This window comes from Nostoc sp. MG11 (assembly GCF_014904695.1).
In the GTDB taxonomy this organism is placed as follows: domain Bacteria; phylum Cyanobacteriota; class Cyanobacteriia; order Cyanobacteriales; family Nostocaceae; genus Komarekiella.
The window spans coordinates 1-14,751 of the sequence record NZ_JACXXN010000036.1; the positions used below are offsets into that span (position 1 = coordinate 1).

Genomic DNA, 14,751 nt, shown 5'->3' on the forward strand with positions numbered 1-14,751 from the left:
AGGGGGGTTGGGGGGATCAAAAGCCTGTGGGGCAACTCTCAAAGACTTGTGTGTACACCGTAGCCTTTTTAAGGGGAGCCAGCGCGGTCTTCTCCCTTCGCGTAGCGTCTCGTAGAGAAGGGGAGACGCAATTATGCGATGGGGTCTCCCCAAGTGGAGCGACTGGCGTGGGCTAGGGGGGATCAATAAGTGCCTAATATCACAGCCGACCACTTTTCATACAACCTGTTAGAGATAAGACGCTTTGTTAGAAGATGAATTAACATAAATACTCACTGTTAACTAGACTTCTTGCAAAAATGCGAATAAGCGAAAAAATAACCACAGCGAAAAGTTTGCGCGTCCGGGTAACAGGAGCGCAAAACTTTTCAAGACAGATAAACACCCATAAACACCGATGAATTAAGAGATCATTAGATACGTTCACGGGGAATAATAAAAATGAGGTTGGAACGATTTTGTATGGTTTCAGCCTCTATTTTTGTAGGAGGTCTACTGATAAATAATTAATAATACCGATCCAATTCATGTAGAGACGTTGCAATGCAACGTCTCTACATGGTTTTTTAAATTGGTATAAATTGACCCGCTAGCTAAATCAAGAGGGGATGGATGAAGAGTAGCCGCGTTGTCATTGTTGGCGCTGGATTCGGTGGATTGCAAGCTGCTCAATCTTTAGCTGATTCTGGTGCAGATGTATTGTTAATTGATCGCAACAACTATCACACCTTTATACCGCTGCTGTATCAAGTTGCAACAGGTCAATTAGAACCTGAGTACATTGCTTACCCTATCCGCACAATTTTACGGCGATTCTCTTTCTTGCGGAATGCTAGGGAAACGAGACGGCAGAATCGAGTACCCAAAGTTCAGTTTTTGATGGCTGAGGTTCAGCAAATTGATTTTTCAGCGCAGATCATTGAAACAGATGATTGTGTAATCAGCTATGACTTTCTCGTGCTTGCAACTGGAAGCCAAACGCAGTTTTTGGGAGTTCCTGGAGCGTCAGAATATGCCTTCTCAATGAGAACATTAGAAGAGGCAATAGCATTACGTAACCATATTTTCTCTTGTTTTGAAAGAGCTATCCAGGAATCTGATTCATCACGCCGTCAACAACTGCTGACGTTTACTATTGTAGGTGGTGGCCCAACAGGTGTTGAGATGGTAGGGGCCTTTGTTGAAATGCTTCGAGGCTATTTGCGTCAGGATTATCCAACATTAGATTTAAGGCAAGTGAGGCTGATTCTTGTACAATCAGGCGATCGCTTATTGGCTGATCTCCCAGAGAAGTTGGGAATTTATACCTACAAGCGATTACGTCATTTGGGAGTGGAAGTTTATTTGCAAACAAGAGTCAACCAAGTAACTCTGGGATCTGTGCATCTTCAAAACAACCAGATAATTCCAACTGCAACCGTAATTTGGACAGCAGGTTTAGAAGCTAACTCTCCCGCGATATCAGAGGAGATATCTTTAGCAAACAAAGGAAAATTAATTGTTCATCCCACCCTGCAATTGTTAGAGCAACTCAATGTTTATGCCATTGGGGATCTTGCATATTTGGAGAAAAACGGTAAACCTTTAGCTGGGATTGCGTCAGAGGCACTACAACAGGGTGTTACTGTAGCACAAAATATTAAAAGGCAGCTTCGAGGTAAATTACCAAAACCCTTTAACTATTTTAACAACGGAAGATTAGCGATCATTGGCTGTTATTCAGGCGTTGGAAAAATTGGCGCGTTTGCGTTTACAGGCTTTTTAGCTTGGCTGATGTGGTTGGGAGTTCACTTAATGTATCTTCCTGGCTACCGTAGTCGTTTGCTGGTATTATTTACCTGGCTTCATACTTATTTATGGCGCGATCGCGCCGTTCGCTTGATTCTGTCTACTAAAGACGTTGGCATTCAAAACCGCCAAGTGCTTCCAAAAGCAAAGTTAAATATTTTCCAAAAGTCGCGTTGATCTAAATTCCTGTAATTTAAATCAATCACAGTTAATGTAACCGAGTTGAAGTTAAAGCAATTGAGCACTAGAGAAAAAATAGATGAACCCTTGCAAACTAAGCAACGCATTATAAACTAGGCTAGAACACTCCAAGCATTCTATTTGGGAATCTTATTGAGTAATTCTATCCTTGAAATTGCGATAGTTAAGCTTAATGTTATTAACTTTTTGCTGAATAAAACTACTGGTAGTCTTTTGTAGACGAACTAGCGGACTTTCAGACCTAAAACTTTGAGGTCTTTGTTCTGGCGACGTTAAATATCGATAATGCAAAAACACGTCTCTATATGGAATGTTGACATTCTCACCAGCGCAAAGTTGAGTAAATGTTGATGCACCTATACTCATATAGTGCAGATATGTCAGCCGCCGTTCTTGGTCGTAAAGGATGTTATCTACCACATCAAAGTTAGAACTCCAGTGATTACCAGTCGCTTTATCCGAGTCATGGTAAGCAAAATTATAGTATGAAATTCTACTTCTCAATACCATGTAGTTAAATAAAGATTGGTCAGGTGCTACTAAAGCCATTACATCAGCTTCACCAGCCTCTAATTTGTTGAGGATATCTACTAACATATCTTGAGGAAAAATATGTTTTTTAGATGCAAACCAACCAGCACAGAATATCTGAGACTGCAATTTTTCTTGATTGAAAACTTGCTGTAAAAGCTCTGGCGAACCATCAAAAATGTACTTTAAGTCAGACTTATACTGAAAATCATTTACTACCCAATCATAGCTATCTAACTTTTCATATACATAATCTACAGGCCCCATTAATAAGGTATCTGCATCAAAATAAATAAATTTATCAAATGGCCCATCAAATGCACAAAATTTACGGTGCATCGGTAACTCATATAAATCAGAAAAACCCCACTCTCGCCAAGTTTTTTGTGCTCTTGGATAATTTTTCCATATATGAGTTGCAAAGTTATCCCAGTAAGTAATAGCAGCAGAGTTTTCAAATAAGGTGACATTATCTCTAGCTGCAATCTCTTCTCGCACCTTGTGCAACCGATCATTATATGGAATTATACAAATAGGTATTTTTCTACCAGCATTAGCTTCTATACTATTGAGCAATGCAACTACTTGGTCATAGACCACATCATTACCTAGTATATAAATACCATCGGTCATTGGGATACTCCTAATATTAAGTACGGGCAGAAACAAAGGGAAATAAACGGCGAGTCAGCTTTGGAATGAAAGCAAATTTACCTTCATGAAGGTAACGATAGTGTTCCCACAGTTGCCAATAGGGACTACCAACTTTAATCCGCGTACCAGCCCAGTGGAGATATTTTAGTCGTTGTCCTCGGTCATAGAGAGCGTAATCTTGCTGTTGAAAATTTTGCGAACCGGCCCAACTACCAGGCCCGCCCCCAGGAATTTTGACGAGATTGCCACGTTTAGCAATCAGCTTCAAAACAAGGTAATTCAGAATAGGTTGGTCTGTAACTCCTTCAGAAAAATCGAAATATTCACGATGCATTGCACACTCGCGTAAAGCTTCATCCATCTGTTGCTGTGTAATAACTCCCTTTCGAGAAGCCCAAAAGCCGCTATTGAAAACGTCTTCTAGTTGAGCATCTGAAAAAATTTGCTGTTCTTTCACAAATGGGGAAAAAATATTTCGCATCTTATCATTGGCATAATGATAATCGCAACAGAAAAAATCGACTTCTGAAAGCTTGTCTAAATTGTCAGCGATTTTTTCAAAAACGACAATATCAGTATCAATATAAATAAACTCATCTAAAGGCCCAAACCATGCCACCAGCTTACGCATTTTATTAGGTAATGCGAGAAAATCTCGATCAAAAATTTCCCCTATGCGTTTAGTTAAGTTCTCAAGAAGTTCTAGGTCTGGGAAAACTTGCACATTATGTAAGCTGGCAAGTTGCTCTGCTACCTTGTGATAATTGTCATTAAAAGGGATAAGATAAACGGTCACTTCTTGGTCATAGTGGCGAATGCTATTGAGTAAAGCGATCGCATTATCAATAACACGGTCATTGGCAACTATGTAAATTCCCCGACTCATAGGATTAACCTTGATTAATTAACTTTAATTTTCGCAAAGCTCTTGTAAGTAAACTCGGTGGTGGAGCGTCATAACGCTTAGGAGGATTGTTAAAAATTGGGCGTTTATCTGGTTCATGCAAGTAACGATAATGGAGAAATAAATCTCGATAGGGAAACTCTATATTTTCTCCAGCACATACTGCTTGATTGATATTAGGAGGAATACCAATATAGTGCAGATAAGTTAATCGAGCACCTTTATCATAAAGAACTTTATCTTGTTCTTCAAAATGTTTAGAAGTAACGGAGCAGCCTGTAACTTGATTATTTGGTAAGTGATGAGCAAGATTATAAACTGGTATACCAGACCTCATAAACATATAGTTGAGAACTGGCTGATCTCCTGTGGGATAGAGTATTTCTATCTCACCTGCTCTCAGATGAGATAACAATCCTTCTAGTTTAGATTGGTCAAATAATCCTTTTTTAGAAGCGTAAAATCCTGAGCAAAAAATTTCACTTTTTATTCGATATTCGTCAAATACTTGGAATAATTTCTCTGAATTGATGTTATAAACTTTATCTGGATATTTAAACTGGAAATCATAGACGATACAGTTGTATTCATCTAATTTTTCAAAAATAAAATCTAGTGAATTCATCACTAGAGTATCGGCATCCAAATAAACAAATCTATCAAAGGGGCCATCGAATGCACAAAAGCGTCGATGTCCGCCATAAATTCTGTACTTATTTTTGTTCATACTAGCAGGACTAGCCTCTAGCATAAATTTATCCCAGCGGTTGATTGATTCTTGATTATCGTAAATAAATACATTAGGGCGCTTAACTATTTCATCAGCAATCCGCTGTGTTTGGTCATCAAAAGGATAAATACAAACAGGGGTTTCTTTGCCCAATATCACATCAATACTATTGAGTAAAGCAATCAGTTGATCAAAAACATAATCATTGCCAAGCGTACAAATACCATCCATAGTTTATGAGTGTTGAGTAACAAAATTTGATAACCAGTTGAGCAGATTTAATTTGTGTAATATAATTTGACGTGCTTCTGCGATCGCATCCTTGGCAGCATACCAAGCATCAGGTGTAGCAGTAACTTCTTTGATGTAGGCAATGCCTTTTTCATCCAAACTAGGCAATCTTAAAAAACTACCCGGTGGCAACAATTTATCAGCAGCCGGCCCACCATAGTAAATTGGTAAACACCAAGCAAGCAAACTATCCCAAAGTTTCTCACTTACATACCAATTATTATCAGCATAGTTTTCAATTGATAGATTGTAATAATAAGGAGCCATCCCATACCACTTGTTACTAAGTTCTCCTAATGTTTTTGCCCATACAGGTAAGTTTCGCCCATACAAATCAAACTTAATTCCACTTGATTCTAAGGACTGCAAAAATTCTAAACGCTGGCGGTGGTTAGCTGTGCGGCTAATTCCAGAAGTAATCCAACTGCATGGAGAAACTTTTTGGGTACATGGCATTTCATTTAAATCTTGAAAGGAATTTGAATGATACCAAATAGCAGGCATATAATCGGGAGTTGGAGCAAAATCATCAGGGCCAGAAACGTAACCACAATACTTTTGGGCTTGTTGATAATTATGATTGTTTATTTCTACAATTTCATCTAAAGGCGGTTCTCTGAGTAAATAAATAATTCGCTCTTTGTTGACATTACGTAATCGAGAATCGATATTTAATTCTGATGCTTGCTGTGGTTTACGAAAGCTATCTAACCAAGATTTATGTGGCGATATTCTGGGAAAATCAAACTGATACATTATCAAAAAATCTGGTTTTGGCGCTAGTGCTAACATTTGCATATTGCCCCAAGTTCCAAATTGATTCGGGGTTTGTTGCCACAGCCAATCGGCTCTAGTTTCCAAACCTCGATAGCTACTAATCATACCTACAGTTTTTATATTCATTCTATTTATTTGTCATTTGTCATTTGTTATTTGTCAAGGGTCAAAATTCAAGAATTATTCCCTCATTTTCCATTACGCAATAAGTGGAGGAAGTAGAGATTCATCAACGTAACTGAGGATTTTTGCTGCTCTATTTTCCCAAGAGAATTGCTTGACAAACTCAACACTATCTGGATAACCATCTACTTTTTTGGGATGAGTTTGTAGAACTCGCTTGAGACATTCGGCGAATTTGCTAGGATTATCTGGCTCACACCAAGCAGCGATGGCTTTAGTATCTTGAAACTCAATTAATGAAGGAATTTTTGTGGCTACAATGGGTGTTCCAGAGGCGAAGTAGTCAAATAGTTTTAGGGGAGATGTAAAAGTTGCTGCTTTTCCTGAACAATGGGGATGAGCTAAAATATCGGCTGCTTGTAGCAAAGATGCTAACTCATTATGCAAAACATAGCCTAAAAATGTAATATTATAAACTTGCTTTTCTTTTGCTAATTGCTGATAGTATTCGATTTCTGTGGACTTACCACCTGCACAGACAAATTGCACATTTGGCATTTGCCTAGCCACATCAATTAATACATCGATACCTTTAAATTGTTGTAGCGCTCCTGCATACACTACCAAATGCGATCGCTCCGTCAGTAGTTTTTTGCGCCATTCTGCCGCTTTTTCTGGCTGTCTCTGCATAAATAAGCGGTTAAAACCGTTGTGCAGCTTAATTACTTTTTCTGGTGGAATGCCATTTTTAATCATGGTTTCGCGGATGGTATCTACAACTGTGACAGCAATTTGAAACAGCGGACTTTTGACAATTTCTGGCTCAAATTCCTTATCTTCGTGGTGATGGTGTTCATAAATTGCGGGAACGCCATTTTTAATAGCAGCTTTCACAAAATTCCAGTTGCGACTATGGACAAGTTTGGTAGTTGGAAGTATATGAAATGGTAAATAGTACTTAGTGGCAATAGTATTAGAATCAGTAAATTTACTTTTAAAATGATCAATCGGCCAAGGCATCGGTAAGGGAGCAACTTTCAATTTGTCATGAAGGTTATAATATCTAATCAGTTCTGTTGGAGTTTTTTGAGGTTGAAAAGGACGAAACAAATTAGCTGGGTTAATAGCTCTCGAATCTTTGTCAGGATATACCAAAACTGTTGAATATCCCAAGTTAGCGGCGGCGTTAGCTGCATTTGTGGACTGTACTAAGTGAGCTTCTTGCTGGGGTAATTCTTCACCAATAAAAAAAACGTAGTGTTTTTTTAAAGCAGCATTGTTCATGATTTTAGGTGGTAATACTATCCTCAAATTTTTCTAAGTTATCGAGCAGATATATAGCAGATTCATAAGTTTCCGTAACTAACTTATTTTGTTCTTTATGGGTGTATATCAAATTATCGGCTAGAGAGCGGAGAGAGCTAAGTATAGGATTAAGACAAGTCCGAAACTCAACGGAAATATGATTAAATGTTTCGTATTGAGTGGTTGCAATGTTCTGATTTTGCTCAGAAATTGAGAGGAATTTACCTCTTAATTGCATATTAACAACATCGTCAAAAACATCAATGGTATTAAGAATTCTCCAGGCTGATTTGTAGGATTCTTCAATTAATTCTTGCCGCTCTTGAGAATTGTCTACCATCTCATCAAGCAATAAGCGTAAAAACCCAATCATTGAGTTTAACTGCGTGCGAATTTCATGAGAAATGCGGAGTAAGCTTTGATTACGTTTAACAATAGCTTCTGGACGTTCAGCAAATTGCATTGAGTATAAGCGTGAGTAGTAACCACCTTTTTGCAAAAGTTCTTCGTGGTTTCCCACCTCTACCACACGTCCTTGATCTAATACAGCAATTTGATCGGCTTTTTGGACTGTAGAAAGGCGGTGAGCAATGACTAAGGTTGTCCGATCGCGACTGAGGTCATCAAGTGCAGCTTGTACTAAGCGTTCGGAAACGGTATCTAAAGCACTAGTGGCTTCATCAAGGATGAGAATGTCGGGATTTTGTAGCAAGGCGCGAGCGATCGCTAATCTTTGTCTTTGTCCACCAGACAACATGACGCCGCGATCGCCAATCAAGGTATCAAAACCTTGGGGTAATTTACTGATAAACTCATAGGCATTTGCCCGCTTTGCTGCTGTGATAATTTCATCCTGGGTAGCCTCTGGTCGTCCATAAGCAATGTTATTTCCCACCGAGTCATTGAACAGAAAGGTATCTTGACTGACAATTCCCATTCGTTTTCGCAGGGATACAGCATCGAACTCGCGTAAATCAGTGCCATCAATGGTAATAGAGCCAGATGTTGGGTCGTAAAATCTGGGTAAAAGGTCTGCCAAAGTAGATTTACCAGCACCGGAACCGCCTACCAGAGCTAAGGTTGTGCCATGCGGTAAGTATAAATTCACATCTTTGAGCACCAACTTTTCATGACTGGGGTAAGCAAAGGAAAGGGAATTAAATCGCACTCCCTCTTGCAATTTCGTGTAGGGAAGCTTACCGTTGCCCATGAATGGCTTATCATCCAAGCTCAAAAATTCACTAGCTACATCCACACTAGTAGCAGTACTTGCAAAGTTGCTGCGAATAGTATTTAACTCAGAAATTAATGGCAGCACTCGCAGCAGCAAGAATAAATATGTTAGAAGTACAGGAGCAAGAGAAGTAATTTGGTCGGCAAAAAATATTTTACTCAAAAGTACAATCAGCAGTAAAGCTGTAATCCCCATGACTTCGCTGAGGGGTGCGATCGCTCCTGAATTAACCTGAGATTGAAAATCTGCTTTCTCGCGATCACGGATTAATTTCTTAATTCGTTGATATTCTTTTTCTTCATTTCCAGTTGCTTTGACTAACCGAACCCCGTTCAGAGTTTCCAGCACAGTAATTGAATATGCTTTAGACATATCACTGAGCTGTTTACCAAACTTTTTAGAACGATAAATAGCATACTGATTGATTAAAGTTACTAACGAAAGCAAAATCGTTGAAGCAATCGTCAACTGCCAAGAAATTGACAATAACAACCCAACGAAAACTAAAATAGTAATCCCTAAAATACCTAGCTTGACTGTACTACCTACAGCGCCGGCTGCACGACCAATTTCACCACCAAGTCGATTAATTAAATCACCAACTTTTGTCTTAGCGTAATAATCTATATCAATTTCTAGCAATAGTCTTAGTCCGGCTTCTCGCATATCTGCTGTCAGCGCTCGTGTTAAAGAACTCGATGCTAAAGCACTGGCATAAGCCGCTAAGTTTTTTAAAATAATTGTGAATATAATAGCTCCAGCCATTACTCCTGTGCGGTAATTCGCTGGAATATTATCAAAGGGAGACATTATCGTTTTGAGAAGAGTAGGAGCATTACTTAAATCTACTTCCTGCCCCACAATTCTTAAAACTACTGGCACAATTAGAGCCGTGCTTACCCCATTAAATAAAGCTCCAGAAAATCCTAACAATATTGTCAATATAATCAAACCTGGATAGGGTTTAGCAAATCTTAGTAGTAGTTTTCTGGTAGACATTGGCTATTTTTTACTATTCACTTATTAATTAATATTATTCACCAATTAGTTGCTTAATCAGCTAATCATCAAATAAACAGAGCTAAATAACTTTCATAAATTGGTTAAAACACATATTTACCTATAATCTATAGCTTTTGGAGCTTTGATAAAATAGTTAATCTAATTAATTCTGCATATAAATCACCTCCATTAATATTTATAATTGAGAAATTATTGACTTAAGCGTAGAAGCCATAGCCTCTATGCTATAGTGCTTCACACATCTTTCTCTTGCCTTGAGAGCTAGCTGGTTCGCTAATTCTAAATCTTGAAATATCGCTTGAATTTGTTCAGCAATTTGTTCAGGACAAGCAGGCTCAACTAAATAACCAGTATTGTCTAAAATTTTGGGAATATCTCCAACACGAGTTGATAATACAGGTTTAGCCATTGCCATCCCATCTGTCAACTTGAGGGGAAATTGAGCGCGAGTTTCAAGAGTATCTCGCTGGGGAACAACAACAATGTGAGCAGCCGCTACTAAATCAGGCATAACATCAGCTGGATACTTTGGCAGTTTGATAATCCAGCGTCCCCACTGTTGTTGAAGTTGCTGATCATAATTATCATAAGGACTGCCACCCACAATTACCAATTTTAAGTCTGGCTGATTAATTTTATCTAACGCTATTAAAACATCTTCTAAACCTTTATAAGGTCTTGGCGCACCAGGAAACATTAAAATACGATAATCAGATAAACCATAGCGAATTCTGCTAGACTCAGCATCATATCGAGCAGGATCAAATAAGGAAATATCTTTACCATTGGGAACAAATGTACCGCCAAAACGCTGTTGCAAAAATGTAGTATGCACAGTCACAGCATCAGCACAATTTACTAAAGTTTCCATCCATTTAACGTACAAAGGATGATAAGGATTCCTAAGTGCGCCGTCTGATTTGAATAATTCTCTAGCTAATTGTTTGAGTGTAGGATGATAATGCCAGTCATCCCCACCATGCCAGCTAAGTTCCCAATCATCTATATCTAAAATTACTGGTTTTTGGCTATATAGTTTTTTGAGTAGTGCAACTCCAAAACTTGCTGTTTGTGGTTTGATTGCATAAATTATATCTCCATTTATTTTTGGTAAAAGTTTCCTCATCTCACCAAAAAAGTCTGGAAAATTTTTGCCAGGTAAATGATAAACGTTTAACTCTGACGGTAAATTTCGATATAAGTTTTTTCCAAATAAAAACCCCATAATTTCAACTTCCAGCCCTAATGTTTTGAGGGCTGCTGCTATCAAGTATGCACGCAGAATAGCCGCACTTGATAAGTCTGAAACCAACAGTGATATTTTTGAAATCTTTTTCACTATTTTTTCACTGGTTTTTATTTAGTGCGCCAAGGATTTGTAACTTGATTCGGCAAAAATACTTTAGCGAATCTGTCAAAAACCCTTGTGTATAAAGAACGAGTAATATTTTTAGCATATTGAGGACGGTAAGGATACGTACAGTGAAGTACTTTAATTTCATCTTGAATATTATAAGCTTCTTGCCATTTACTGAGATAATTGTAAGTAGGCGGTAATATTTTCATCTTAGGATGTACAGATGCGATCGCAGAAGCAAAAGCACCTTGATCTTTTAAAAGTAATTTATCTTGGTTATTTTTAACAATCTCAAAATAGTATTTAAATTTGTCAAAAAATACCTTAGTTATCTCTGTTTTACGGAAAGCCATAAAACCGCCGTTATACTGCACACTATCTTCTTTTAAAGGTAAACCTACAGATTGCAGTATTGGTAAAACATTAGGTAAAAGTTCTTGTTGCTTTCCCCGCAATAAATTTGTTGCTTTAACAATATAAGGTTGCACATCCTCAGTTAATAAAAAATCATACTCATCTAAATACTCAAACACATCATTGATATTAGAAAGTAAGCAAATATCTGAATCTAGATAAATTGTTTGCTCAAACTCCGAAGCTTCATATAGAGCGAGTTTTGCTTGTCGTGATGCTAAAACAGTATTTTCATTCGCTGGGGCTGGCTTTAAAGTTACGTTTTTGAAAGCCTTGAGTAAAGGATAGAGAATTATCGGAACCTGGTCAATTAGAATAATTATTGGTTCTTGATGAAACTTTCTAATTGCTGCTAAAAAGTGAATGCAATCTTGAAAAGAGTAAAGACCTGTCAGAATAGTTATAAATCCTCTTTTTGAGTTCATAAGTTTATATAATAGTTATTTTAAAAGTTCTTGCACTTCTAAAGAAAAGTTTTTCCAACTCAAATGTTCAACAGTTTGACTGATATTAGCTTGAATATTAAACGCCTGATCAATTAATTTACATACCACTTCACAGGGACTATCAATATCAAAGATAAAGCCATTTTCTTCATGATTAATAATATCAGGAGCAAACCCTGTTCTACTGGCTACAGGTACAATATTACACATCATCGCTTCAATTAAAGGTATGGGGCCGCCTTCTAATTTTGCAGGTGAAACAAAAACATCCATTTCAGCATAGTACTTAGGGTAATCAGAATAGGGAGCTTGAATATAAGATAGGTTTGGTAAAGCAATTAGTTCTTCAAATCTTTCGTATTGATCCCAATTTCTCCCCAAAATAATAAACTTTCTATGGGGCATTAATTTGATAATATTAAATATTAATTCTGGAGATTTTCTGGCATAATATGCTGTACAAAAACCAACAGCGCCATTGGAACGTTGATGAGGTTGAAAGATTGCAGGGTCAGCACCACCCAGAATAAATGTTGTTTTTTTACTGTTTACTCCTTGGTTTTGAAGTAGCTCTACAAATTGGGAACAGGTACATATAACTTTAGTACTTTGATTTAGTGTATAAACAAGTTCTTCATTACTTCTACCAATATCTTTTGGATGTGTATACCAAACGAGTAGCTTGCTTTGCCAAAGAATCGGGTTTTGCTTTAAAGCTATGGGTAAAAAAGAGTAGTGAGCAAAAAAGTATGCTTTAGCTTGAGGTAGATCGGTCAAAGAATATGCAAAAAAATAATTACCTGGAAAATATGTAGCAATTTCTCTGCATATTGCTTCGAGTATCCAGCCTTTAGCATCGTGAATTACAAAAACTAGATCATATAGTTTTTCATCTAGATTATTTTTGATTAAATTGCTAAGTTTAGATTTAGCTTTTCCGAAAATATAAGGATATTTATATTCTTCTATTTTAGAAATACTTAAAACTTTAAAAAATATATTTGCAATTAATGGCTTATCTAAAAAATGCATTTTTTTAATCCATTTTTATTTTATTCAAATAATGGAATTTTAAATATATAGTAGTATTATGCTCGACATCGAAAATCTAATTTTGATCATGAAATTATTTTGTATTTTTAAAATATAAAACAATATGATAAATTTAACTTTATAATAATGGTTATTCCTATAGAAAATTCACTGATAAATCTAGATAAATTTTGTGGTTATTCAGTATATTTACCGTGGAAGTACGGTTGTATACTATCATGATTTATGAAGTACTACAGCTATAATAGTGAAAGTATAAATAGTTGATGTAGCTTGTGCAAGTAACCCTGTTACTTACTGATGTATAAGATTATTAATCAATACCAAACATTTATTTGCGAGGGAGGCAGAGGTAATGCAGGTAATGCGTCTTGAGGCACTCTCAGACAACTACATATTCTTACTGCACGACAGCAAACAAAATATTGCCGCTGTTGTCGATCCAGCGGAGGCGGAACCAGTATTAAGGAAATTGACAGAACTAAAAGCTGATTTGGTAGCGATTTTCAATACGCACCACCATAACGATCATGTGGGTGGTAACAAACAGTTGATGCAACACTTCCCGAAAGTGATAGTTTATGGCGGAGCTGAGGATCGCGGGCGAATTCCTGGACAACAGATGTTTTTGCAACAAGGCGATCGCGTTCAGTTTGCAGACCGAATAGCTGAAGTAGTCTTCGTTCCCGGACATACTCGCGCTCACATTGCTTATTACTTTCCCCCAGAACAAGCTGGTGTAGGGGATTTATTCTGTGGTGATACCCTGTTTTCTGGTGGTTGCGGTCGTTTATTTGAAGGGACACCGACGCAAATGGTAGACTCTTTAAGTAAACTGCGCTCTCTACCTGATGATACCCGCATCTGGTGCGCCCACGAATACACCTTAAAAAATCTGCAATTTGCCCTGACTGTGGATGGCGACAATGCCGACCTCAAGAAGCGCTACGATGAAGTCAAGGCTTACCGTAGTCGAGGAGAAGCGACAATTCCCTCGCTGTTGGGAGTGGAGAAACGCACTAATCCCTTTTTACGTTGGGAGCAGCCGTCTTTACAATCAGCAGCTAAAAGCATTGATCCTGTGCAAACCTTTGCTCGGATCCGGGGAATGAAAGACAGGTTTTAGTCAAGAGTTAACACGCTTTGTGATTTTTCTGACGCTAATAGTTGCGATCGCACCCTACCTTTCGCTACGATCTGTAAGCTTTAGGGTATAGGCAAAGCTACTTGGGAGAGAGCTACACTCTTATGAGCTATTCTGCCCGAAACCCCAGTTAATGAGATTTTACAGGAAAAACGGAAAACGATGGTGAAACGCGTGCAGTTGGTTTTAAATCAGGATATCAGCAAGCTGGGCAAATCTGGCGACTTAGTGGACGTAGCTCCCGGCTATGCTCGTAATTATCTGATTCCCCAAAAATTGGCAACCCATGCCACTCCCGGTATTCTCAAGCAAGTAGAACGCCGTCGTGAGCAAGAACGTCAACGGCAATTAGAACTCAGACAACAAGCTCTAGAACAAAAAGAAGCTTTAGAAAAAGTTGGTAGCTTGACAATTGCTAAGCAGGTTGGTGAAAACGAAGCAATTTTTGGTACTGTTACCACTCAAGAAGTTGCAGAGGCAATTCAAGCAGTTACCAGTCAAGAAATTGATCGGCGTGGTATTACCATCCCTGATATTAACCACCTTGGTACTTATAAAGCCGAAATTAAGCTGCATTCTGAAGTAACGGCGCAAGTCGATATTCAAGTTGTAGCTAGCTAACGGTAAAGTAAGGAGACAAAAGACAAAAGACAGGAGACAGAATGTTTTTTGGGTGAGTGCCTTGAGTTGGGTTTTAAAATCTGGCACTTGTAAGCAGAATCGAAAAAGAAATCATGACGTTTAAACTCCATTTTTTATAGCTTTTGTCTCCTGAA

12 protein-coding genes are annotated in these 14,751 nt (G+C 37.9%); 3 read left to right on the top strand and 9 right to left on the bottom strand.

The genetic code is table 11. The features are described 5' to 3' along the window. Positions 1-612 precede the first annotated feature (612 nt). Positions 613-1,965 (top strand): NAD(P)/FAD-dependent oxidoreductase, encoded by a 1,353-nt coding sequence (locus HCR01_RS29165; RefSeq protein WP_193199514.1) that lies wholly within the window; start codon positions 613-615, stop codon positions 1,963-1,965. Positions 1,966-2,118: 153 nt separating this feature from the next. Here HCR01_RS29165 and HCR01_RS29170 read toward each other — a convergent pair whose 3' ends face one another. The 9 genes from HCR01_RS29170 to HCR01_RS29210 all read right to left on the bottom strand — a co-directional run bounded on the left by HCR01_RS29170 (position 2,119) and on the right by HCR01_RS29210 (position 12,810). Beyond that, positions 2,119-3,153 (bottom strand): Npun_R2821/Npun_R2822 family protein, encoded by a 1,035-nt coding sequence (locus tag HCR01_RS29170; RefSeq protein WP_193199515.1) that lies wholly within the window; start codon positions 3,151-3,153, stop codon positions 2,119-2,121. A 16-nt stretch (positions 3,154-3,169) separates the two neighbouring features. Then, positions 3,170-4,060, bottom strand: coding sequence for an Npun_R2821/Npun_R2822 family protein (locus HCR01_RS29175; protein WP_193199516.1), 891 nt, complete (start codon positions 4,058-4,060; stop codon positions 3,170-3,172). Positions 4,061-4,064: 4 nt separating this feature from the next. Beyond that, complete coding sequence (locus tag HCR01_RS29180) at positions 4,065-5,039, bottom strand: Npun_R2821/Npun_R2822 family protein (RefSeq protein ID WP_193199517.1); 975 nt, start codon at positions 5,037-5,039, stop codon at positions 4,065-4,067. 3 nt (positions 5,040-5,042) lie between these two features. Beyond that, on the bottom strand, positions 5,043-6,002 hold the full coding sequence (locus tag HCR01_RS29185; protein ID WP_193199518.1) for a glycosyltransferase family 10 domain-containing protein: 960 nt from the start codon (positions 6,000-6,002) through the stop codon (positions 5,043-5,045). A 72-nt stretch (positions 6,003-6,074) separates the two neighbouring features. Then, complete coding sequence (locus tag HCR01_RS29190) at positions 6,075-7,283, bottom strand: glycosyltransferase family 4 protein (RefSeq protein ID WP_193199519.1); 1,209 nt, start codon at positions 7,281-7,283, stop codon at positions 6,075-6,077. Between the two features lie 4 nt (positions 7,284-7,287). Continuing rightward, on the bottom strand, positions 7,288-9,537 hold the full coding sequence (locus HCR01_RS29195) for an ATP-binding cassette domain-containing protein (protein WP_193199520.1): 2,250 nt from the start codon (positions 9,535-9,537) through the stop codon (positions 7,288-7,290). 199 nt (positions 9,538-9,736) lie between these two features. After that, the gene (locus tag HCR01_RS29200) at positions 9,737-10,900 is read right to left on the bottom strand and encodes a glycosyltransferase family 4 protein (protein WP_193199521.1); all 1,164 of its coding nucleotides are present in this window, start codon (positions 10,898-10,900) and stop codon (positions 9,737-9,739) included. Positions 10,901-10,917: 17 nt separating this feature from the next. Then, positions 10,918-11,757: a putative nucleotide-diphospho-sugar transferase gene (locus HCR01_RS29205; protein ID WP_193199522.1), complete on the bottom strand. Its 840-nt coding sequence runs from the start codon at positions 11,755-11,757 to the stop codon at positions 10,918-10,920. A 15-nt stretch (positions 11,758-11,772) separates the two neighbouring features. Further along, positions 11,773-12,810, bottom strand: coding sequence for a glycosyltransferase family 4 protein (locus tag HCR01_RS29210; RefSeq protein ID WP_193199523.1), 1,038 nt, complete (start codon positions 12,808-12,810; stop codon positions 11,773-11,775). A 376-nt stretch (positions 12,811-13,186) separates the two neighbouring features. Here HCR01_RS29210 and gloB point away from each other — a divergent pair, with 376 nt between their 5' ends. Together gloB and rplI are read left to right on the top strand one after the other, a co-directional pair. Then, positions 13,187-13,957, top strand: a complete 771-nt coding sequence (gene gloB, locus HCR01_RS29215; RefSeq protein ID WP_193199524.1) for a hydroxyacylglutathione hydrolase — start codon at positions 13,187-13,189, stop codon at positions 13,955-13,957. Between the two features lie 180 nt (positions 13,958-14,137). Further along, positions 14,138-14,596: a 50S ribosomal protein L9 gene (gene rplI / locus HCR01_RS29220; RefSeq protein ID WP_193199525.1), complete on the top strand. Its 459-nt coding sequence runs from the start codon at positions 14,138-14,140 to the stop codon at positions 14,594-14,596. Positions 14,597-14,751: the final 155 nt, after the last annotated feature.

Bases quoted from the DNA above. Each gene is read 5' to 3' on its own strand.
- HCR01_RS29165 (WP_193199514.1), top strand. From the start codon at position 613: ATGAAGAGTAGCCGCGTTGTCATTGTTGGCGCTGGATTCGGTGGATTG.
- HCR01_RS29170 (WP_193199515.1), bottom strand. From the start codon at position 3,153: ATGACCGATGGTATTTATATACTAGGTAATGATGTGGTCTATGACCAA.
- HCR01_RS29175 (WP_193199516.1), bottom strand. From the start codon at position 4,060: ATGAGTCGGGGAATTTACATAGTTGCCAATGACCGTGTTATTGATAAT.
- HCR01_RS29180 (WP_193199517.1), bottom strand. From the start codon at position 5,039: ATGGATGGTATTTGTACGCTTGGCAATGATTATGTTTTTGATCAACTG.
- HCR01_RS29185 (WP_193199518.1), bottom strand. From the start codon at position 6,002: ATGAATATAAAAACTGTAGGTATGATTAGTAGCTATCGAGGTTTGGAA.
- HCR01_RS29190 (WP_193199519.1), bottom strand. From the start codon at position 7,283: ATGAACAATGCTGCTTTAAAAAAACACTACGTTTTTTTTATTGGTGAA.
- HCR01_RS29195 (WP_193199520.1), bottom strand. From the start codon at position 9,537: ATGTCTACCAGAAAACTACTACTAAGATTTGCTAAACCCTATCCAGGT.
- HCR01_RS29205 (WP_193199522.1), bottom strand. From the start codon at position 11,757: ATGAACTCAAAAAGAGGATTTATAACTATTCTGACAGGTCTTTACTCT.
- HCR01_RS29210 (WP_193199523.1), bottom strand. From the start codon at position 12,810: ATGCATTTTTTAGATAAGCCATTAATTGCAAATATATTTTTTAAAGTT.
- gloB (WP_193199524.1), top strand. From the start codon at position 13,187: ATGCAGGTAATGCGTCTTGAGGCACTCTCAGACAACTACATATTCTTA.
- rplI (WP_193199525.1), top strand. From the start codon at position 14,138: ATGGTGAAACGCGTGCAGTTGGTTTTAAATCAGGATATCAGCAAGCTG.